We start from the raw sequence: 21574 nt of genomic DNA, 5'->3' as shown, positions 1-21574 counted from the left end.
AATGGCAAGCTTGATCAACTGCCCGCATTGCGGCGTGCGACCCAAGGAAGAATTCTCCATTCGCGGCTCGGCCTCCGTCGTCCGGCCGGTGCCGACCGCGCCGGATGAGGACTGGAACCGCTACGTCTTCATCCGAGACAACGAGCGCGGCCGGATTGAGGAATATTGGCATCATAGCGCCGGATGCCGCCGCTGGCTGGTCGTCGAGCGCAGCAATGTCACGCACGAGGTCTTTTCCGTTACCGATGCCGAGGACAAGGCAAAGGAGGCGGCGCGATGACCTCTTATCGTCTGTCGAGCGGCGGTCTCGTCAATCGCAGCCGCCCACTGTCCTTCCAGTTCGACGGCAAGGAAATGAAGGGTCTGGAAGGCGACACACTCGCCGCCGCCCTGCTCGCCAATGACCAGATACTGGTTGGCCGCAGCTTCAAATATCATCGGCCGCGCGGCATTCTGACGGCCGGCTCAGCCGAGCCCAACGCGCTCGTCACCATCGGCAAGGATGGCCGCACCGAGCCGAATACGCGTGCTACCGTCGCCGAGCTCTATCAGGGCATGAGTGCGGTGAGCCAGAACCGCTGGCCGTCGCTGAAGTATGATTTTGGCGCGATCAATGGGTTGTTCTCGCCCTTCCTCGGCGCCGGCTTCTACTACAAGACCTTCATGTGGCCGGCTGCCTTTTGGGAAAAGGTCTATGAGCCGCTGATCCGGCGTGCTGCCGGCCTTGGCAAGGCGGTCATGCAGGCCGATCCGGACCGTTACGAGAAGGCCTGGGCGCATTGCGACCTGCTCGTGATCGGCTCCGGTCCGGCGGGGCTCATAGCGGCTCTGACCGCCGCCCGCGCCGGATTGCGTGTCGTATTGGCCGACGAAGGTTTTAGACTTGGCGGCTCGCTATTGTCGGAAAAGCTGACCATCGGCGGCGCTTCCGCTGACGTTTTCGTGCAGGCAACGCTTGAGGAGCTGCAGAGCTTCGAGAACGTCACCTTGATGCCGCGCACCACCGTATTCGGCTGGTATGATGGCAATGTTTTCGGTGCCGTCGAGAAGGTGCAGAAGCATGTGGCGATGCCATCGGCCGACCTGCCGGTGGAGCGGCTCTGGCGCATCGCCGCCAAGCGCGCCATCCTTGCCTCGGGCGCCGAAGAGCGACCGCTGGTGTTCGGCGGCAATGATCGCCCGGGCGTGATGATGGCCGGCGCCATGCGCAGCTACCTCAACCGCTATGGCGTCGTTGCCGGGCAGAAGGTTACCGTCTTTACCAATGGCGGCTCCGGCTACCGAACTGCCGCCGATCTCGCCGCTGCAGGCGTGGAGATTTCGGCAATCCTCGACACGCGCGCCGCGTCGGCCGATGCTGCTCCTCAAGGCGTGCGCGTGGTTCATGCGGCAAGCGTCCACGCGACCAAGGGCAAATACCGTATCAGTGGCGTCATCGCCGATCGCGGCGGGCTGGATGAGCTGATCGCCTGCGATGCGTTGGCCATGTCGGGCGGGTGGTCGCCGATCATCCATCTTGCCTGCCAGCGCGGCGCCAAGCCGGTTTGGTCGGACGAGAAACAGGCCTTCATGGCGCCGGTCGTCTCTGGCGAGCTGGAGATTGCCGGTTCGGCTGCGGGTATCGAGAGCGTTTCCGGCTGCCTTGCCGATGGCGCGCAGAAGGCGCGAAGGGTCATCGAAAGTCTGGGCCGCACGGCTCATGCGGAAGATTTGCTTGAAGTTGATGGCGAGTACGATCCATCCTTCGCGGCGATCTGGCATGTGCCGGGCGCGAAAGACAAGGCATTCGTCGACTTCCAGAACGACGTCCATACCAAGGATCTTGGCCTCGCGCTGCGCGAAGGCTTCGGCCATGTGGAGCATGCCAAGCGCTATACGACGAGCGGCATGGCGACGGATCAGGGCAAGCTTGGCAATGTCAACGCGGCCGGCATCATCGCCGGCATGCGCGGCGTCAGCCCGGCCGCCGTCGGCACCACGACATTCCGGCCATTCTATACGCCGGTATCCTTTGGTGCACTGGCGGGAACCGCGCGCGACAAGCATGCGCAGCCCGTTCGGGAATCGCCGCTGCATGGATGGGCGAAGAAGAATGGCGCGAGCTTCGTCGAGGCTGGTCTCTGGTATCGTTCGTCCTGGTTTGCCCGGCCGGGCGAGAGGGGCTGGCGCGACAGCGTCGACCGCGAGGTGCTGAACGTCCGCAACAATGTCGGGATCTGCGACGTGTCGACGCTCGGCAAGATCGAGATTTTCGGCAAGGATGCGGCTGAATTCCTCAATCGCCTCTATTCCAACGCGTTCCTGAAACTACCGATCGGCAAGGCGCGCTATGGCTTGATGCTGCGCGAAGACGGCATGGTCTTCGATGACGGCACGACGAGCCGCCTGACGCCCGATCATTTCTTCATGACAACCACGACGGCGATGGCCGGCGAGGTGATGACGCATATGGAATTCTGCGCGCAGACACTTTGGCCGCAACTCGACGTTCGTTTCGTGTCCTCGTCCGATCAATGGGCGCAGATGGCGATTGCCGGCCCGAAGGCGCGGCTGGTACTGGAGCAGATCGTGGAAGACGATATTTCCGACGCGTTCTTCCCCTTCCTTGGTGCAGCCGAAATCATGCTGAAGGGTGGACTCAGGGCGCGGCTGTTCCGCATCTCTTTCTCGGGCGAGCTCGCTTACGAACTCGCGGTGCCGGCCGGCTACGGCGAGGCGGTCGCCGATGCCATCATGGAGGCCGGCAAGGCGCATGGCATCTGCCCTTATGGTGTCGAAGCGCTCAACGTGCTGCGTATCGAGAAGGGGCATGTCACTCATAACGAACTCGATGGCCGCACCACGCCCGACGATGTCGGGCTTGGCCGCATGATGTCGACGCAGAAGCCGAATTTCATTGGCAAGCGGCTATCCACCCGCTTCGGCTTGACTGCCGCCGACCGCGGCCAGCTTGTGGGATTGAAGCCGATCGATACCGCCAAGGAAATTCACGCCGGCGCGCATATTTTGAAGGAGGGCGCGAGACCTTCGACGGTGAACGATCAGGGGCATGTTTCCTCAGCTTGTTTCTCGCCGACGCTCGGTCATTCCATCGCGCTCGCTTTCCTGAAGTCGGGCAGGGAACGCATCGGCGAGCGCGTGGTCGTCTGGGACGGATTGCGTGGCGAGGAAGTGGCGGCGGAGGTTTGCAGCCCGGTCTTCGTCGATCCCGACAACAAAAAGCTTTTGGGGTGATGGATCGATGAGCGTCGCATTTCAGAACAGGCATGTGCTGGAAGATCATATTTCCGGCTTCGAGGCTGCCGCAAATCCGAATCATCTCGCCGTCGTGCGCCGTCCGGCTATCTTCTCTGTGCTCGCCAGGGCCGGCGATCAGGACAATATTCTGACAAGCCTGAAGGCATTGAAGGATGTATCGGTTCGCGATGTCGGGCCGAGGGAATGGTTTGTCGTATCGGATACGTTCGGCGCCGATAGCGTGGCGCGGGATCTCTTCACGCTCGATTCCGCCCGAGTCTCTTTCTTCGAGCAGAGCGACGGTCGCGTGCTGCTTCGCATTTCCGGCCCGAGCGTTCGCCGTATTCTTGCCAAATGCGTGGCGGTCGACCTGCATCCGCAGGTCTTTGCCGAGGGCCATTCGGCCAACATGCTGTGCTGCCACGTCAGCGCCAATGTCGCCCGCACCGGCTCCGATTGCTTCGAAATCATCGTGCCGCGCTCCTATGCCGGCAGTGTGTTCGAAGAGATCATGGAGATGGGGCGGGAGTTCGCGCTCACGGCCGGTTTCGCCGACTGAAAAGCCTCGTGGCGATGGAGGTCGAGCGCCTTGCCGACCGGCCTTTGCCGTCGATAGCCGATGGCGCGATCCGAACAATTGCGATGGCGCAAACAGACATATCGGTTTCGCAGTTCGGGCTATTTGGCCTACCGGATAGTCTCTAGGTTTCCTCTCAAATACGGTCGGTCGCGCGGGAAGACACCCGGCGGCTTCGTGCCGAAAACAGGGGATTCCCAATGAAAAGCCATGCCAAGGTCGTCGTCATCGGTGGCGGTGTCGTCGGATGTTCGGTGCTTTATCACCTGACGAAATTCGGCTGGACGGATGTCGTGCTGCTCGAGCGCTCCGAGCTGACATCCGGCTCGACCTGGCATGCGGCCGGCGGCATGCATACGATCAACGGCGATCCGAACGTTGCCAAGCTGCAGAAATATACGGTCGAGCTCTACAAGGAGATCGAGGAATATTCCGGCCAGGATATCGGCCTGCACCTCACCTCCGGCCTGATGCTGGCGGCTACCCCCCAGCGCTTCGACTGGCTGAAATCCATTCTCGCCAAGGGCCGCTACAATGGTCTGGAGGCGACGCTGCTGACGCCGAAGGAAGCGCATGAACTGATGCCGCTTCTCGATCCCGATCAGTTTGTCGGCGCGCTTTACGATCCAGTCGAAGGCCATCTCGACCCCTATGGCACGACGCATGCCTATGCTCGCTCGGCCAAGAAGAACGGTGCGGAAATCTACCTGCATACCAAGGTGGAAGAGCTCGTACAGCGCGAGGATGGCTCCTGGCATGTCATCACCAATCAGGGCGAGATCATCGCCGAGCACGTCGTCAACGCCGCCGGTCTCTGGGCGCGCGAAGTCGGCCGTATGGTCGGGCTGGAACTGCCGGTGCTCGCGATGGAGCATATGTATCTGATCACCGAGGATATGCCGGAGGTCATCGACTTCAACAAGACGACGGGCAAGGAGCTGATGCACTGCGTCGACTTCGACGGCGAGATCTATCTGCGCCAGGAGCGGCAGGGCATGCTGATGGGCACCTATGAAAAGGCCTGCCGTCCATGGTCGCCGGTGACGACGCCCTGGGATTTCGGCCACGAGTTGCTGGCCGAGGATATCGAGCGCATAACGCCGGAGCTGGAAGTCGGCTTCCGCCACTTCCCGGCCTTCAACAATGCCGGCATCAAGAAGATCATCAACGGCCCCTTCACCTTTTCGCCTGATGGCAATCCGCTCGTCGGCCCCGTGCGTGGCTTGAGGAACTATTGGTCGGCCTGCGCCGTCATGGCCGGCTTCAGCCAGGGCGGCGGCGTCGGCTTGGCACTCGCCAACTGGATGATCTACGGCGATCCGGGCTTCGACGTCTTCGCCATGGACGTTTCGCGCTATGGCGATTACGCGACGCTCGCCTATACGAATGCCAAGGTACGCGAGAACTATGCCCGTCGCTTCTCGATCCGCTATCCCAACGAGGAGCTGCCGGCAGCACGTCCGCTGCTGACAACGCCGATCTACGACAAGTTGAAGCAGGCCGGCGGCGTATTCGGCGCTTATTATGGTCTCGAGCAGGCCCTGTGGTTTGCTCCGCAGGGTGAGGTCGACCAGTTCTCCTGGCGCCGCTCCAACGACTTCGATGTCGTCGGCGCTGAAGCCAAGGCGGTGCGGGAAAGCGTCGGCCTGATGGAGACGTCGGGCTTTGCCAAATATTCGATCAAGGGACCGGGGGCGGAAGCTTTCCTCGATCGGCTGTTGACCTGCCGCATTCCGGCCATTGGCCGGATGACGCTGGCTCCGATGCTAAAGCACGACGGCAAGCTGATTGGCGATTTCACGCTTGCGAAGTTGGGCGAGGGGGATTTCCTTCTCATCGGCTCCGGCATTGCCGAGGCCTATCACATGCGCTGGTTCGAAGGACTGCTGCCGACGGACGGCTCGGTCCGGCTCGAAGCACTCGGTCTTTCGCTTCTCGGCCTGTCGATCGCCGGTCCGAACGCCCGCAAGCTGCTGCAGAAGCTGACCCATCAGGATCTCTCGACCGCCGCATTCCCGTTCATGTCCATTTGCCGCATGGATATCGGCATGGCGCCCGCGATCGTCGGCCGCGTTTCCTATACGGGCGACCTTGGCTATGAAATCTGGATGAAGCCGGAGCATCAGCGCTATATCTTTGACCTTCTGATGCAGGAAGGTGCCGGGTTCGGCATCCGGCTCTTTGGACTGAGAGCGCTGAATGCGCTGCGCCTCGACAAATCCTATGGCAGCTGGGCGCGCGAATACCGGCCACTCTATGGGCCGTTCGAGGCCGGCCTCCACCGATTCGTGGCGCTGTCCAAGGAGGCCGATTTCATCGGCAAGGCGGCCGCCGCCAAGGAAAAGGCGGAGGGCGGCACGTTGCGCCTGCGGACCTTCATCCTCTCGGCCAGGGATGCCGATGTCATCGGCGATGAGCCGATCTATCACAACGGCGCGATCTGTGGCTGGGTGACGTCAGGCGGCTATGCTCATGCTTCCGGTCTTTCCGTCGCTGTGGGCTACGTGCCGAAGGAAATCGCCGACGAGGCGCAAGGCTGGTCGATCGAACTGCTCGGCGAGCTCTTGCCGGCAAGGCTGCAGGCCGAGCCGCTGTTCGATGCGGATGGCGCCAGGATGCGAGCGTAAAGTCGCGGTTCAGACGATCGTTATGGCGGGCCTGACGAGGCCTGCCTCTGACAAGAGCTCTTCAGAGTGCAGGCGCCGCTTCACGGTTTTGGCTAATTTTGAACCATGGCCTGCCGCTTTCGTGTCATTTTTGGTCGGATTCGCATCAGCGCACGGCGATTTGAAAAGAATTTGTCAATTTCTCGCCTTTTTGGCTTCACATTTCCTTCGAAACCAGTATGGAATCGCGCCCATAGGTCTCTAGAAGGAACCTAAAAAAGCAATAAGAGATGTGGTCGTATGACGCCGCATCCAGGGGAAATGATATATGGATTATTTTATCCAGCAGCTCTTAAACGGGCTGACTCTCGGGTCGATCTACGGCCTGATCGCCATTGGTTACACCATGGTTTACGGCATCATCGGCATGATCAATTTTGCCCACGGTGATGTTTTCATGCTCGGCGGCTTTGCCGCCCTCATCACCTATCTCGTTCTCATTTCGCTCTTCGCCGGCCTGCCGGTCGCGATCATGCTGCTTGTCATGCTGATCGTCGCCATGCTGATGACTAGCCTGTGGAACTGGGTGATCGAGCGGGTGGCTTATCGGCCGCTGCGCGGATCGTTCCGCCTCGCGCCGCTCATCACGGCAATCGGCATGTCGATCGTTCTGTCGAACTTCATCCAGGTTGCACAGGGCCCGCGCAACAAGCCGATCCCGACGCTGGTGGGCGATGTCTACAATTTCGGTGGCGTCTCGCTGTCCCTGAAGCAGATCATCATCTTCATCATCACCGTCGTGCTGCTGGCGGCCTTCTGGTACATCGTCAACAAGACGGCGCTTGGGCGTGCCCAACGTGCGACCGAGCAGGACCGCAAGATGGCGGCGCTGCTCGGCATCAATGTCGACCGGACCATCTCCATCACCTTCATCATGGGTGCGGCGCTCGCTGCGGTCGCCGGGACGATGTATCTGATGTATTATGGTGTCGCCAATTTCACGGACGGTTTCGTGCCGGGCGTCAAGGCTTTCACGGCGGCGGTTCTGGGCGGCATCGGCTCGCTTCCGGGCGCTGTTCTCGGCGGCCTGATGATCGGCTTCATCGAGTCCTTCTGGTCTGGCAATTTTCCCATCGCGTATAAGGATGTCGCCACCTATGGCATCCTTGCCTACGTGCTGATCTTCAAGCCGACGGGCATTCTCGGTCGGCCGGAAGTCGAAAAGGTATAACGCCATGGCAAATTCAAACTTCGTTGCAGGCAAGGCCGCGCCCGGCCTTGTCCAGAAGGGGATTACGGACGCCCTCTGGACCGCTGTCATATCCTTCGGCATGTTCGTCCTCTATATCGGTCTCAAAACCGATCAGAATATGGACAACAAGCTGATCATCGTGCAGCGCTGGGGTCTTCTGGCGACCATCGTCGCGATTGCTACCGTCGGCCGCTTCATCATGACGGTTTTCGTCCAGCCTTATCTGGCGGCGCGAAAGGCAGCCAAGGCCAAGGTCGTGCAAGTAGAGGGCGAACAAAGCTTCGTCTCCAAGCATTTCAACAAGATTGCCCTTGTGTTTCTGCTGATCTATCCGATAGCGGCGGTGGCAATCCTCGGCCCGCAAGGGGCGCTGACCTATGTCGACAATTTCGGCATCCAGATCCTCATCTATGTGATGCTTGCCTGGGGTCTGAATATCGTCGTCGGTCTCGCCGGTCTGCTCGACTTGGGATATGTCGCCTTCTATGCGGTCGGCGCTTATTCCTATGCTCTGCTGTCGATGCATTTCGGCCTATCCTTCTGGCTGCTTCTGCCGATTTCGGGCATTCTGGCAGCGCTTTGGGGGATGGTCCTGGGCTTTCCGGTGCTGCGCCTCAGGGGTGATTACCTGGCGATCGTGACGCTTGCCTTCGGTGAAATCATCCGCATCGTGCTGACCAACTGGACCGATGTGACGCAGGGAAGCTTCGGCATCTCCAACATCACCAAGGCATCGCTTTTTGGCCTGTATACCTTCGATATGAAGGATCCGCACAACTTCGTCCGCAGTTTCGGTCTGCCGATCTCGTCGGCCTGGTACAAGGTTTTCCTGTTCTACGTGATCCTGCTGCTCTGCATGCTGACCGCCTATGTCACAATCAGGCTGCGCCGCATGCCGATCGGACGTGCGTGGGAAGCGTTGCGTGAGGATGAAATCGCCTGCCGTTCGCTCGGCATCAATACGGTGACGACGAAGCTGACGGCTTTTGCCACCGGCGCCATGTTCGGCGGTTTTGCCGGCTCCTTCTTCGCGGCGCGTCAGGGCTTCGTCTCGCCGGAATCCTTCGTGTTCCTCGAATCCGCCGTGATCCTTGCCATCGTCGTTCTCGGCGGCATGGGGTCGCTGAAGGGCATCGCGATTGCCGCGATCGCCATGGTCGGCGGCACCGAATTGCTGCGCAACATGAGCTTCCTCAAGACCGGGCTGGTCTTCGGCGATACCACGATCATTCCCGGTTTCGGCCCGGACTTCACACCGGAACTCTACCGCATGCTGATCTTCGGCCTCGCTATGGTGGTGGTTATGATCTTCAAGCCTCGCGGCTTTGTCGGCACGCGCGAGCCGACCGCTTTCCTCAAGGAGCGAAAAGCGGTTTCAGGCAGCTTTACCAAGGAGGGCCACGGCTGATGAACGCTGTGACCGCAAACCCCAGCGACGTCCTCTTGAAGGTCGACCACCTGTCGATGAAGTTCGGCGGCCTCATGGCCATCAACGACTTCTCGTTCGAGGCCAAGCGTGGCGATATCACCGCGCTGATCGGGCCGAACGGCGCCGGCAAGACGACCGTGTTCAACTGCATCACCGGCTTCTACAAACCGACGATGGGCATGCTTACGCTGCAGCAGAAGAGCGGCAAGGAATATCTCCTGGAACGGCTGCCGGATTTCCGGATCACGCGCGAAGCCAAGGTGGCGCGCACCTTCCAGAATATCCGTCTGTTTTCGGGCCTCACGGTGCTCGAAAACCTGCTGGTGGCGCAGCACAACAAGCTGATGCGTGCCTCCGGCTATACGATCCTCGGCCTGCTCGGCATCGGTCCCTATCGAGCCGAAGCGAAGAATGCGATCGAATTGGCGCGCTTCTGGCTCGAAAAGGCCGATCTCATCGATCGCGCCGACGATCCTGCAGGCGATCTTCCTTACGGCGCGCAACGCCGCCTGGAAATCGCTCGTGCCATGTGTACGGGGCCGGAACTGCTTTGCCTGGACGAGCCGGCTGCCGGTCTCAATCCTCGCGAGTCTCTGGTCCTCAACGAATTCCTTCGCAGCATCCGCAAGGACACCGGCACATCGATCCTGCTGATCGAACACGACATGTCCGTGGTCATGGAAATTTCCGACCATGTCATCGTGCTCGAATATGGGCAGAAGATCGCCGATGGCACGCCGGACGAGGTCAAGAATGATCCTCGCGTGATTGCCGCCTATCTGGGCGTCGAGGATGAGGAAGTGGAAGAGGTGATTGCCGAAGTCGAGCACCTCCAAGAGGGTGAACATTGATGGCGGGGCAACCACTTCTCAAAGTTGCGGGTGTCGAAACCTATTACGGTAACATCCGCGCGCTCGCCGGCGTCGATATCGAAGTCAACAGCGGCGAGATCGTCAGCCTGATCGGTGCTAACGGCGCCGGAAAATCGACGCTGATGATGACGATCTGCGGCAGTCCGCAGGCGCGCACCGGTTCGGTCACCTTCGACGGCCGCGATATCACGCGCATGCCGACGCATGAGATTGCCCGGCTTCGCATCGCCCAATCGCCAGAGGGGCGGCGTATTTTCCCGCGCATGACGGTCTATGAAAACCTTCAGATGGGTGCGAGCCTCGACAAGCTCAAATATTTCAATGAGGATGTCGAGAAGATCTTCACGCTCTTCCCGCGCCTGAAGGAGCGCCAGTCGCAGCGCGGCGGAACGCTTTCGGGCGGCGAGCAGCAGATGCTGTCGATCGGCCGCGCACTGATGGCGCGTCCCAAGCTGCTGCTTCTCGATGAGCCGTCGCTTGGCCTGGCGCCGCTGATCGTCAAGGGCATCTTCGAGGCGATCAAGGTTCTGAACCAGACCCAGGGGCTGACCGTGTTCCTCGTCGAGCAGAACGCCTTTGCCGCGCTCAAGCTTTCCGACCGCGCCTATGTGATGGTCAACGGCCGGGTGACGATGAGCGGTTCCGGCAAGGAACTGCTCGCCAATCCGGAGGTGCGCGCCGCCTATCTCGAAGGCGGTCACCATTGAGTTTCGTTTCGCGGAGAATTTGAGATGCAGGGACTTCTCTTCGACACCGATACCGGCGGGCGCATGGTCATCCGCGCTGTTATCGTCATTCTCGGTTTCTGGACCGCATGGCGCGCTGGCCGCGCCGTTGCATCCAGCTGGGAAACCTATCCGCTTGTCGTCATCTACAGCTTTCTGATCGGCCTTGGTCTGCAGTTTCTGCACCATGCGCTGTTCAATGGCCCGGTTTTCGACGTCACCATCTACATCATCGATGTCGTGCTTCTGCTTGTTTTTGCGACGGCGGGATACCGGTATCGACGTACCGATCAGATGGTGAATAATTATTACTGGCTCTATGAAAAGACCTCGGCCTTTTCCTGGAGGAAGAAGAATTGACAGTGCGCCTAAACTAGGCACAGTCTGCGTACAACCAAGAGCGTCACCCAGCCCCATAAAAACAGACGGGAACGGGCAGGGGTCATGCTTCCAGAGTTCGGAATGCAAGCGTTACCGGCGTGATGATTGGTGGGTATCGCGCAGGGCAGATCAAACGGAACCCGCTTAAAAATTGGGAGTAATAATATGAAGAAGTATCTTCTGTCGGCGGTGGCTTTGTCGGCGATGATCGCTTTCGGCGGCGTTGCGAAGGCCGACATCATTGTTGGCGTCGGTGGCCCGTTGACGGGCCCGAATGCTGCGTTTGGCGCGCAGCTTCAGAAGGGTGCAGAGCAGGCAGCTGCAGACATCAATGCGGCCGGCGGTATCAATGGCGAAAAGATCAAGATCGAACTCGGCGACGACGTCTCCGACGCCAAGCAGGGCGTTTCGGTCGCCAACAAGTTCGTTGCTGACGGCGTGAAGTTCGTCGTCGGTCACTTCAACTCGGGCGTTTCCATCCCGGCTTCGGAAGTCTACGCTGAAAACGGCATCCTGCAGATCACGCCCGCTTCGACGAACCCGAAGTTCACCGAGCGCGGCCTGTGGAACACGTTCCGTACTTGCGGTCGTGACGACCAGCAGGGTGAAGTTGCCGGCAAGTATATCGCCGACAATTTCAAGGGCGCCAAGGTTGCCGTCGTTCACGACAAGACCCCGTATGGTCAGGGCCTGGCCGATGAAACCAAGAAGAACCTCAACGCCGCCGGCGTGACGGAAGTTGTTTATGAAGGCATCACCCCCGGCGACAAGGACTACTCGGCCCTGATCGCGAAGATGAAGCAGGCTGGTGTCGACTTCGTCTACTACGGCGGTCTGCACACGGAAGCTGGCCTCATCATGCGTCAGATGGCCGACCAGGGCGTGAAGGCTCACTTCATGTCGGGTGACGGTATCGTCTCGAACGAGCTGGCATCGATCGCCGGCGACGCCGTCGACGGCACGCTGATGACCTTTGCGCCGGATCCGCGCAAGAACCCGGCTTCCGCCGATCTCGTCGCCAAGTTCCGCGCTGCCGGCTACGAGCCGGAAGGCTATACGCTCTACTCCTACTCGGCTCTGCAGGTCATCGCCGCCGCCGCCAAGGCTGCCGGTTCCAACGATCCGATGGCTGTTGCCGACGCGCTGAAGGCAAAGGGTCCGTTCAAGACCGCAATCGGCGACCTCGGCTTCAACGCCAAGGGCGACATCACCCGTCCGGACTACGTCATGTACAAGTGGTCCAAGGGTTCCGACGGCAAGTACAACTACGCCGAAATTTCGAAGTAAACTTTGCGACGCCGGTTTCCGGCATCGGCAAGATCAGGGAGCCCGGCCACTGGTCGGGCTTTTTCATATCTGCGATATCGGTTCGCCATTTCCTTCATGCCGAAGCTGCTTTAAGTCTCCCCTGTATCGGCAGGAGGATCACAGCATGAGCAAACCCCGTATTCTCGTGACCCGGCGCTGGCCATCGGCGGTCGAGGCGGTGCTTTCGGAGCGTTTCGACACCACTTTGAACAGGGATGACGCAGCACTCGATGCGGGGCAGCTGCGCGAGGCGCTGCTCACTTATGATGCGGTCCTGCCGACGGTTTCCGACAAGCTTCCGGCCGCTCTTTTCGAGGGGGCGATCCGCTCAAAGATCCTTGGCAATTTCGGTGTCGGCTTCAACCACATCGATATCGCTGCGGCCAAGGAAAAAGGCGTAACCGTCACCAACACGCCGGGCGTGCTGACGGATTGCACGGCTGATATCGCCATGTTGCTGCTCCTTTCCGTTGCCCGACGCGGCGGTGAAGGCGAGCGCGAGGTAAGGGCTGGCACCTGGACCGGCTGGCGGCCGACGCATCTCGTCGGCACGAAGGTGACGGGCAAGACTGTCGGCATCATCGGCTTCGGCCGTATCGGTCGTGCCTTCGCGCAGCGCTGTCACTTCGGCTTCGGCATGGATGTCGTTTTCTATAATCGCTCGGCAATAGATCCGATGGAAGCTTCGCGCTATGGCGCCATGCAATTGCAAACCGTCGAAGATGTTCTGGAAGTCTCCGACTTCGTCTCGCTGCACTGTCCGGGCGGCGCCGAGAACCGCCATCTGATGAATGCGGCTCGTCTCGCAGCCATGAAGCCCGGCTCTTTCCTGATCAACACGGCAAGGGGCGATGTGGTCGACGAGGCGGCGCTGATATCGGCATTGGAGCAGGGAACGATCCGCGGTGCCGGTCTTGATGTCTATGAAGCGGAGCCGCATGTTCCCGAACGGCTGCGGAAGTTGGAGAATGTCGTGCTTCTGCCACATCTCGGCAGTGCCTCGGCAGAGACGCGCACGGCCATGGGCATGAAAGTCGTCGACAATATCACCGCTTTCTTTGCAGGGCGGGAGCCGCCGGACCGCGTAGTCTAGGCAGAAACACAGAAACCCAGACTGCCATACGACGTTTCCGGACAGGCGGCGCGTCCACCAGGTGGCGGCGTCAATCACTTGAAGTGCTGTCATGTGTGCCGTTTTCCGGCAAGGAGGAACAGTGTCTGAGAATGACTATGATGCGTTCGCGGCCGCCTATCAGGCCGACAATGAGAACAATGCCTGGAATGCTTACTACGAGCGGCCTGCAATTCTCTCTCTCGCCGGTGACGTTGCCGGACTTCGCGTTCTCGATGCGGGTTGCGGAGGCGGGGCTCACGCCGCCGCCCTCGTCGATCGGGGAGCAGTTCTGACCGGCGTCGATGCGAGCGCGGGCTTGCTCGAAATCGCACGGCGCCGCCTGGAAGGGCGGGCGCGATTATTGCTGGCCGATTTGAACGAGCGATTGCCTTTCGAAGACGGCGCCTTCGATTTGGTCATGGCCTCCTTGGTCATGCATTATCTGCACGATTGGTCGCGGCCTCTTTCGGAATACAGGCGTGTCTTGTCCGATGGCGGCCGCCTGATTTTTTCGACGCATCATCCGTTCATGGATCATGATCCGGCCAGCGGAGAAAGCTATTTCGAGACCTATAATTTCAGCGAGACGTGGCATCGCGGCGGCAAGGACATTACCATACGATTTTGGCATCGGCCGCTGCATGCCATGTTCGATGCGCTGAGATCGGCCGGATTTCGGATCGATATCGTGAGCGAGCCGCAGCCAGATCCCAGGGTCAGCACTCTTTTCCCCGACGCATACAAGAGCCTGACGACCAAGCCGCGCTTCCTCTTCTTCTCGGCCGTGAAAGGGTAGATGCGCTTCGCAGGGAGAGCTTTGTGTCGACCTGCTGCCGATACCTGTTCAGCCCACTGAAACTCACTGCCTTTCTTTTCGGCGTTTGACGAAAAATGCGGCTGATTTGGCCGGTTTCAGATCGACATCGCGGGAGATCGCATAAGGCACAGGAATTGCTTGCATTTATTCCTTGCCGGGCTTCAATGGCCGGGCTTTGGCATGACGTGATGTGTGGAGAGGCTGATGGCAATGATGGCGGCAGGCACGAGACCGCAGCGGGCGCGAGGTCGCGGCCATCTTGCGGCGAAGTCGCTTGGCGGCCGTACGCGCCTTGCCGAGCTTTTCCAGGAAGGGGCGGCCAAGATCAGGCTGCCGGAAACTTTCGATCATTCGATGGAGGCGGTCATCATCAACACCGCCGGCGGTCTCACCGGCGGCGACCGGATGGATTGGAGTGTCGTTGCCGGGCCGGGCACGCGCATCGACGTGACGACACAGGCTTGCGAGAAGATCTACAAGGCTTCGATGGGCACGGCCGTGGTTGAAACCTCGATCAAGGTCGGTAGCGGCGCTCGGGTCGATTGGCTGCCACAGGAAACCATCCTGTTCGATCGCGCCTCGCTTTCACGTGCATTGAATGTCGAGCTCGCCGAAACGGCCGAATTCCTTGCCGTCGAGGCGATCCTGCTCGGGCGGAAAGCCATGGGCGAGGCAATGGAGCAGGGGCTGTTTCGCGATCGCTGGCGTATCCGTCGCGGCAGGCGGCTGGTTCATGCCGAGGAGCTGCGGCTGGATGGCGATGTGGCTGCGTTGACGACGAAAATGGCGGTGCTTGACGATCAGGTAGCCTTTGCGACCTTGCTCTATGTCGGCCCGCTGGCCGAGACCTATCTCGGCCGGATCAGGCCGCTTCTCGAAAACCATATGGCAGGCGCCAGCCACTGGGGCGAGAAGCTCGTCGTGCGGCTCGCCGCCGCCGATGGCTTCGCACTCAGAAAAATTCTCATTCCGATCATTTCCGCCTTGCGCGACGGAGCGCCCGTGCCGAAAGTCTGGAATCTGTAAATTGAGCAAACAGCAATCACATAGGTAGGCGATGAACCTCACTCCGAGAGAAAAAGACAAGCTGCTGATTTCGATGGCGGCGATGGTGGCGCGGCGGCGGCTGGAGCGTGGCGTCAAGCTCAATCATCCCGAAGCCATCGCGCTGATTACCGATTTCGTGGTCGAAGGCGCGCGCGACGGCCGTCCGGTCGCCGAGCTGATGGAGACCGGCGCCCATGTCATCACGCGCGATCAGGTGATGGAAGGCGTCGCCGAGATGATCCATGACGTTCAGGTCGAGGCGACATTTCCCGACGGGACCAAGCTCGTGACCGTCCACGAGCCCATCCGGTGAGGTTGCCATGCTGGAGCTGAGGCCCAATTGCGAATGCTGCGACAAGAGTTTGCCTCCGGAAAGCAAGGAGGCGATGATCTGCACGTTCGAGTGCACCTTCTGCGCCGATTGTGCCAATACGGTGCTGGATGGCGTCTGCCCGAACTGCGGCGGTGACTTCGCGCGGCGTCCCATTCGCCCGGCGGCGTTGCTCGCCAAATATCCCGCTTCGACCAAGCGTGTTCTGAAAGCTGAGGGATGCGCGCCCGTCCGGGCCGCATGAGGAGAGAACCATGATCCCAGGTGAAATCATTGCCGCAGGCGGCGACATCGAACTCAATGCCGGAGCGCCGACCGTGACGCTTGAGGTTTCCAATACCGGCGATCGGCCGGTGCAGGTCGGGAGCCATTATCATTTTGCCGAGACCAATGCCGGGCTTTCTTTCGATCGCGACAAGGCAAGGGGCATGCGGCTCGACATTCCCGCCGGAACAGCCGTGCGCTTCGAGCCGGGGCAGACACGCTCGGTAACGCTGATCCCGCTGTCGGGCAAGCGCGAAGTCTACGGCTTCCGCCAGCAGGTCATGGGCAAGCTGTAGCTTCTGGGGGATGTTGATGAAATTGTTTGTGCCCGCCGTAGCTCTTGCTGCAGCTATGATCTGTGGTCCTGCCTTTGCGCAGAACAATGCGGATGAACCGAAGATCGATTGCGCGAAAGCGGAGGCGCAGACGGACCTGAATATCTGCGCCGCGCTCGATTTCGACACGGCCGACAAGGCGTTGAATGCGCAATACAAGAAGACGCGCGCGGCGATGGTCGCCATCGACGCGGATCTCGACAAAGACATGAAGGGCGCGGAAAAGGCGCTTATCAAGGCGCAGCGAGCCTGGGTGGATTATCGCGACGGCGAATGCGAGGCCCAAGGGTTCCAGGCGCGTGGCGGCTCCATGGAGCCCATGCTCGTCTCCGGCTGCAAGGCGGAGCTGACGAAGAAGCGGACCAAGGAATTGAAGGACCTCGCCGATGGGCCGGAGGGCAACCAGTGAGTTCCAGGCGTAGCGTAATGATCGTCGGTAATGGTGAGGTTGCGGCAGGTGCCGCAGCCGTCATCGATGCCGCCGATCTTGTGATCCGTTTCAACGATTGCCGCTCGATGGGGGCCGGCGGCAGCCGGACCGACGTCGTTGCGGTGTGCAATACCGGCCGGCCGGCGCGCGCCATGCTCGGCTCGGCCGAATGGCGCAAGAGCCCTGCCGTTGCTTCCGCATCCGAGATCTGGAGCGTGCGCGATCCGGTCAAATTCGCGGCGCTGCGCGCGCCGCTGGCGATCTCGCATCCGGAACTCGACGATTTCTGCGACGACTATACCGATCAGTTCACCGCCTTCTGTCAGGCAACCGGCAAGCGGCATGTCGTGATCGGTCAATCCATTCACGAAGGCGTCGATGCGGCACTCGCAGAGCATGATCCCGGCTCATACGTTGTGCCGAGCAGCGGCATGATCGTGATTGCCGATGTGATGGCGCGTTATCCCGACGACGATATCGCCATTACCGGTTTCAGCCACACGGGCTGGGAAGAACATCCCTTCGCCGCCGAGAAACGGCTGGTGGACGCCTACATATCCCTCGGCCGCCTGAGGCGACTTGCCGACACGAACCTCCTCTCTGCCTCCCAAGGAGATTGATTGATGCCCTACAGGATTTCCCGCGCCGCCTATGCCAGCATGTTCGGACCGACCGTCGGCGACAAGGTGCGTCTGGCCGACACCGAATTGTTCATCGAAGTGGAGAAGGATTTCACCACCTATGGCGAGGAGGTGAAGTTCGGCGGCGGCAAGGTCATTCGCGACGGCATGGGGCAAAGCCAGGTGACGCGAGCAAATGGCGCGGTCGATACCGTCATCACCAATGCGCTGATCCTCGATCATTGGGGGATCGTGAAGGCGGATATCGGTTTGAAGGACGGCCGCATTGTCGCGATCGGCAAGGCCGGCAATCCGGACATGCAGCCCGGTGTCAACATCATCGTCGGACCGGGCACGGAAGCAATCGCCGGCGAGGGCAAGATCGTCACTGCCGGCGGCATGGACAGCCATATCCATTTCATCTGCCCGCAGCAGATCGAGGAAGCGCTGATGTCGGGCGTCACCACCATGCTTGGCGGCGGCACCGGGCCGGCGCATGGAACGCTGGCAACGACTTGCACCCCGGGGCCATGGCATCTGGCGCGCATGATCGAATCCTTCGATGCCTTTCCCATGAATATCGGCCTTTCAGCCAAGGGCAATGCATCCGTTCCAGCCGCCTTGGAGGAAATGGTGCTTGGCGGAGCCTGCGCGCTCAAGCTGCATGAGGATTGGGGCACGACGCCGGCGGCCATCGACTGCTGCCTCAGCGTTGCCGACGAATACGATGTGCAAGTGATGATCCACACGGATACGTTGAATGAAAGCGGCTTCGTGGAAGATACGATCGGTGCCATCAAGGGTCGCACCATTCACGCCTTCCACACGGAAGGCGCGGGCGGTGGCCATGCGCCCGATATCATCAAGATCTGCGGCCAGTCGAACGTCATTCCGTCTTCAACCAATCCGACGCGGCCCTATACGGTTAATACGATCGCCGAGCATCTGGACATGCTGATGGTCTGCCATCACCTATCGCCGTCGATTCCTGAAGACATTGCCTTTGCCGAAAGCCGTATCCGTAAGGAGACGATCGCCGCGGAGGATATTCTGCACGATATCGGCGCCTTCTCGATCATTTCATCCGACAGCCAGGCCATGGGCCGCGTCGGCGAGGTGGCGATCCGCACCTGGCAGACCGCCGACAAGATGAAGCGCCAGCGCGGCCGCCTGGCGCAGGAGACCGGCGACAACGACAATTTCCGTGCGAAGCGCTACATCGCCAAATATACGATCAATCCGGCGATCGCGCACGGCGTCAGCCACGAGATCGGTTCGATCGAGGTCGGAAAGCGTGCCGATCTGGTGCTCTGGAATCCAGCTTTCTTCGGCGTGAAGCCGGAGATGGTATTGATCGGTGGTTCCATCACTGCTGCTCCCATGGGCGATCCGAATGCCTCGATCCCGACGCCGCAGCCGATGCATTATCGGCCGATGTTCGGTGCCTATGGCAAGAATCGCACGAATTCGTCGGTGACCTTCGTTTCGCAGGCGGCGTTCGATGCCGGACTTGCCGGCAAGCTCGGCGTCGCCAAGGCGCTGCTGCCCGTCAAGAACACGCGCGGCGGCATTTCCAAGGCATCGATGATCCACAACAGCCTGACGCCGCATATCGAGGTGGACCCGGAAACCTATGAAGTGCGGGCCGATGGCGAGCTTCTGACCTGCGAGCCGGCAACCGTGCTGCCGATGGCGCAGCGCTATTTCCTTTTCTGAGGATATTTTGGACGCCGATTGTCGGCAGATATGAAAACCCCGGTTTTCCGGGGTTTTTATATGTTGCGCACTGGGCGCAGCAATATCAATCATATGGCATGTTGGCTCTGCCATTGCGCATTTCTGCCGGCAAACCGGATTCGGTGGATGTACCTTCCCGTCTGTTCACAACTTGGGAAATGCGCCGCATTTTAATCATTCCATTAAAGACCTGGAAGCGTCTTCACCCCTATCTCACATGATTGAAATAGTGGGCTGAGGAAGGTGAATCGCATGAAGCAATGGATTTCGCTGCAGGCCGAACTCGGTAATTTTCAGCAGCGACGTGCGATTTTTATTTTCGCGCTTAAGATGAGTTTCGTCGCCGTCATCATGTCGCTTGCCATGATCCTGGTGCTGCTTTTTGTGATGCAATGGTTTGATCTTCTGCCATTGCCGATCTTCGAGGCGATGCGTTTTGGCGTTTTGCTGGCATGGATCATTGGGGGCACCGTGTCCGGCGCGCTTGCGGTGCTGGCAGGCTTTTCCATCCACAGGCTCGCGGTCTCCCGTGCTGAGTTCGAGCGGTTGAGCCGCACCGATATGCTGTCCGGCCTGCTCAATCGCCGTGCTTTTACCGAGGCGTTGAGTATGGCCGGAGACGGCGCTTCCCTGGCGATTTTCGATCTGGATCGGTTCAAGGCGATCAACGATCGTTACGGGCATGCATCCGGTGATGCCGTGATCGTTGCGGTCTCGCGGTTATTTTCCGATGCTTTCACCGGAGAAGACGTGATTGCACGGCTTGGCGGTGAAGAATTCGGCGTCATCATTCATGGCGGCGATACGGCCGAGCGTATCGCGCGCGTTGAGGAGATCAAGGAGCAGATCGCCGAACATTCGGTCGCCATTGAAGGCGGGTCGGTAAAGATCACCATTTCCGCCGGGATTGCCGATATCGGCGCGGATCGCAAGACGGAGACCGTCTACGCCGCCGCCGACAAGGCGCTTTATCTTGCCAAGACGCTTGGTCGCAACCGTGTCATGCACGAGCGCGAGCGTCTGTCGCAGGTCTGGCATCGCTGCGCCACGGAGCAGGAACAGGAGGCAACGACGGATGTCAGGGAACTGCAACGCTATGTGCAGCGGATGTGAGGCTTCCACACGTCATTGATGCTTGCGCGGGAGGCGACTATTTTGCATGGTCTGACAAAGTATTAAACTGGAACAGTCATGCTACGCGTCACTTCCTATCTGCCGGCCGGCACTCCTTCCTCCAATCCGATCGATCGTGTCGTCCTGCCGCATGATCTCAGGCATCTGCGCCGCAAACTGCTGCATCTCGAAAATGGCGAGATGGTCATGCTCGACCTCAAAGAGCCGGTGCTGTTTGCGAGCGGCGATCTGCTGGTGCGCGAGGATGGCGAGCTGATCGAGATCGTTGCCGCTGATGAAAAGCTTTTCGAGATCCGCCCGCGCGATCGCCGGCATCTGATCGAGCTTGCCTGGCATCTCGGCAACCGCCACCTTTCCGCGCAGATCGAGGAGGAGCGTATCCTGATCCTGCGTGACCACGTGATCCGGTCCATGCTCGAGGGGCTGGGGGCGGTCGTGACCGAAGTCAGCGAGCCTTTCCAGCCCGCGCGAGGCGCCTACCACGCCCATGGAGGCCATTCGCATGGCCACGACCATCATCATGGTCACGGGCACGATCACGGACACGATCATCACAACCATTCGCATGATTGAACCGTAATGACCAACGCGGCGGTTTCGGACAATGGCGACCTGCAGGCGCTGCTGCGGCTGATGGCATGGCTGTCGCCGGCGTTTCCTGTGGGATCGTTCGCCTATTCCGGTGGGTTGGAGCGTGCGGTGCATGACGGCCTGGTGCGCGACAGCACTGGCCTCAGCGATTGGATTTCTGCAATCATTGAGCATGGTTCCGCGTGGAATGATACAGTGCTGCTGGTCGAGGCGCACCGGGCGGGCGCGGATGCGCAGCGGCTTGCGGCCGTTGCGGAACTTGCCGAGGCGCTGGCTGGCTCGAAGGAGCGCCATAACGAGACCATGCTGCTTGGAGATGCCTTTCTCTCGGCGGCCGCCGCCTGGCCGCATGCGGTCTTTTCCGGGCTCCCGGCAAGGACGGCCTATCCGGTTGCGGTCGGCGCCGTCGCAGGTGCGCATGGCATTGCCGCCGAGAAGGCGGCTGCCGCCTTCCTGCATGCGCTGGCCTCGCAGATGGTATCTTCCGGCATTCGGCTTGGTGTCAGCGGCCAGAAAGATGGTGTTGCCGTTCTGGCGCGGCTGGAAGGTCTGTTTGCAGATGTCGCGCGCCGCGCTGCTCAATCCAGTCTAGACGATCTTGGTGCTGCGACCATACAGGCCGATATTGCGAGCCTGCGGCATGAGACCCAGGGCACGAGGCTCTTCAGGTCGTGACGGGCGTTACAAGGAAGATATTGAAATTGAGGCATCGCCTACGTCATTCGCCTCTGTGCGGCCGCCCGACGCTTAGCTATGCTATCACTTTA

Annotated in this window: 22 protein-coding genes; all 22 read left to right on the top strand. The window is 60.3% G+C overall.

All coding sequences use genetic code 11. From position 1 onward, the window contains the following. The first annotated feature begins 1 nt into the window (after position 1). The 22 genes from I8E17_RS11900 to I8E17_RS11795 all read left to right on the top strand — a co-directional run bounded on the left by I8E17_RS11900 (position 2) and on the right by I8E17_RS11795 (position 21482). A complete protein-coding gene (locus I8E17_RS11900) occupies positions 2-280 on the top strand; it encodes a sarcosine oxidase subunit delta (RefSeq protein ID WP_069611715.1) in 279 nt (92 codons plus the stop codon). After that, positions 277-3234: a sarcosine oxidase subunit alpha family protein gene (locus tag I8E17_RS11895; RefSeq protein WP_069611714.1), complete on the top strand. Its 2958-nt coding sequence runs from the start codon at positions 277-279 to the stop codon at positions 3232-3234. The genes I8E17_RS11900 and I8E17_RS11895 overlap by 4 nt, the downstream gene beginning before the upstream one ends. Positions 3235-3241: 7 nt before the next feature. Next, the gene (locus I8E17_RS11890) at positions 3242-3796 is read left to right on the top strand and encodes a sarcosine oxidase subunit gamma family protein (protein WP_069611713.1); all 555 of its coding nucleotides are present in this window, start codon (positions 3242-3244) and stop codon (positions 3794-3796) included. A 218-nt stretch (positions 3797-4014) separates the two neighbouring features. Further along, on the top strand, positions 4015-6441 hold the full coding sequence (locus I8E17_RS11885) for an FAD-dependent oxidoreductase (protein WP_069611712.1): 2427 nt from the start codon (positions 4015-4017) through the stop codon (positions 6439-6441). Positions 6442-6748: 307 nt separating this feature from the next. After that, positions 6749-7651, top strand: a complete 903-nt coding sequence (locus tag I8E17_RS11880; RefSeq protein WP_069611711.1) for a branched-chain amino acid ABC transporter permease — start codon at positions 6749-6751, stop codon at positions 7649-7651. A 4-nt stretch (positions 7652-7655) separates the two neighbouring features. Continuing rightward, on the top strand, positions 7656-9080 hold the full coding sequence (gene livM, locus I8E17_RS11875) for a high-affinity branched-chain amino acid ABC transporter permease LivM (RefSeq protein WP_069611710.1): 1425 nt from the start codon (positions 7656-7658) through the stop codon (positions 9078-9080). Further along, positions 9080-9952, top strand: a complete 873-nt coding sequence (locus tag I8E17_RS11870) for an ABC transporter ATP-binding protein (RefSeq protein WP_069611709.1) — start codon at positions 9080-9082, stop codon at positions 9950-9952. The genes livM and I8E17_RS11870 overlap by 1 nt, the downstream gene beginning before the upstream one ends. After that, entirely contained in the window at positions 9952-10680 is a 729-nt protein-coding gene (locus I8E17_RS11865) for an ABC transporter ATP-binding protein (RefSeq protein ID WP_069611708.1), read from the top strand. The genes I8E17_RS11870 and I8E17_RS11865 overlap by 1 nt, the downstream gene beginning before the upstream one ends. Before the next feature lie 24 nt (positions 10681-10704). Next, the gene (locus I8E17_RS11860; protein WP_069611707.1) at positions 10705-11058 is read left to right on the top strand and encodes a DUF6867 family protein; all 354 of its coding nucleotides are present in this window, start codon (positions 10705-10707) and stop codon (positions 11056-11058) included. A gap of 186 nt (positions 11059-11244) precedes the next feature. Next, positions 11245-12366 (top strand): branched-chain amino acid ABC transporter substrate-binding protein, encoded by a 1122-nt coding sequence (locus I8E17_RS11855; protein WP_069611706.1) that lies wholly within the window; start codon positions 11245-11247, stop codon positions 12364-12366. Positions 12367-12511: 145 nt separating this feature from the next. Beyond that, complete coding sequence (locus tag I8E17_RS11850) at positions 12512-13480, top strand: D-glycerate dehydrogenase (protein ID WP_113366627.1); 969 nt, start codon at positions 12512-12514, stop codon at positions 13478-13480. Positions 13481-13601: 121 nt separating this feature from the next. After that, positions 13602-14297 carry a class I SAM-dependent methyltransferase gene (locus I8E17_RS11845; protein ID WP_113366628.1) on the top strand — a complete coding sequence of 232 codons (696 nt, stop codon included), beginning with the start codon at positions 13602-13604 and terminating at the stop codon, positions 14295-14297. A 225-nt stretch (positions 14298-14522) separates the two neighbouring features. Continuing rightward, positions 14523-15344, top strand: a complete 822-nt coding sequence (locus I8E17_RS11840) for an urease accessory protein UreD (RefSeq protein WP_069611703.1) — start codon at positions 14523-14525, stop codon at positions 15342-15344. A 31-nt stretch (positions 15345-15375) separates the two neighbouring features. Continuing rightward, entirely contained in the window at positions 15376-15678 is a 303-nt protein-coding gene (locus I8E17_RS11835; protein WP_015340839.1) for an urease subunit gamma, read from the top strand. Positions 15679-15685: 7 nt separating this feature from the next. After that, positions 15686-15940: a DUF1272 domain-containing protein gene (locus I8E17_RS11830; RefSeq protein ID WP_069611702.1), complete on the top strand. Its 255-nt coding sequence runs from the start codon at positions 15686-15688 to the stop codon at positions 15938-15940. A 10-nt stretch (positions 15941-15950) separates the two neighbouring features. Next, positions 15951-16256, top strand: coding sequence for an urease subunit beta (locus I8E17_RS11825; protein ID WP_069611701.1), 306 nt, complete (start codon positions 15951-15953; stop codon positions 16254-16256). 55 nt (positions 16257-16311) lie between these two features. Further along, a complete protein-coding gene (locus I8E17_RS11820) occupies positions 16312-16704 on the top strand; it encodes a lysozyme inhibitor LprI family protein (protein ID WP_229002114.1) in 393 nt (130 codons plus the stop codon). A 17-nt stretch (positions 16705-16721) separates the two neighbouring features. Then, positions 16722-17345: a Urease operon accessory protein gene (locus I8E17_RS11815; RefSeq protein ID WP_069611700.1), complete on the top strand. Its 624-nt coding sequence runs from the start codon at positions 16722-16724 to the stop codon at positions 17343-17345. A 3-nt stretch (positions 17346-17348) separates the two neighbouring features. Continuing rightward, positions 17349-19061 (top strand): urease subunit alpha, encoded by a 1713-nt coding sequence (ureC, locus tag I8E17_RS11810; RefSeq protein ID WP_113366629.1) that lies wholly within the window; start codon positions 17349-17351, stop codon positions 19059-19061. Between the two features lie 273 nt (positions 19062-19334). Then, positions 19335-20195 (top strand): GGDEF domain-containing protein, encoded by an 861-nt coding sequence (locus I8E17_RS11805; protein WP_069611698.1) that lies wholly within the window; start codon positions 19335-19337, stop codon positions 20193-20195. A 78-nt stretch (positions 20196-20273) separates the two neighbouring features. Then, on the top strand, positions 20274-20789 hold the full coding sequence (ureE, locus tag I8E17_RS11800; protein WP_069611697.1) for an urease accessory protein UreE: 516 nt from the start codon (positions 20274-20276) through the stop codon (positions 20787-20789). A 6-nt stretch (positions 20790-20795) separates the two neighbouring features. Continuing rightward, positions 20796-21482 (top strand): urease accessory protein UreF, encoded by a 687-nt coding sequence (locus I8E17_RS11795; protein WP_069611696.1) that lies wholly within the window; start codon positions 20796-20798, stop codon positions 21480-21482. The last annotated feature ends 92 nt before the right edge of the window (positions 21483-21574 follow it).

The organism is Rhizobium sp. AB2/73, from assembly GCF_020871915.1.
Classification (GTDB): Bacteria; Pseudomonadota; Alphaproteobacteria; order Rhizobiales; family Rhizobiaceae; genus Rhizobium; species Rhizobium dioscoreae.
The sequence above is the reverse complement of the archived record's forward strand: the minus strand, read 5'-3'. Positions and strand labels throughout refer to the sequence as shown.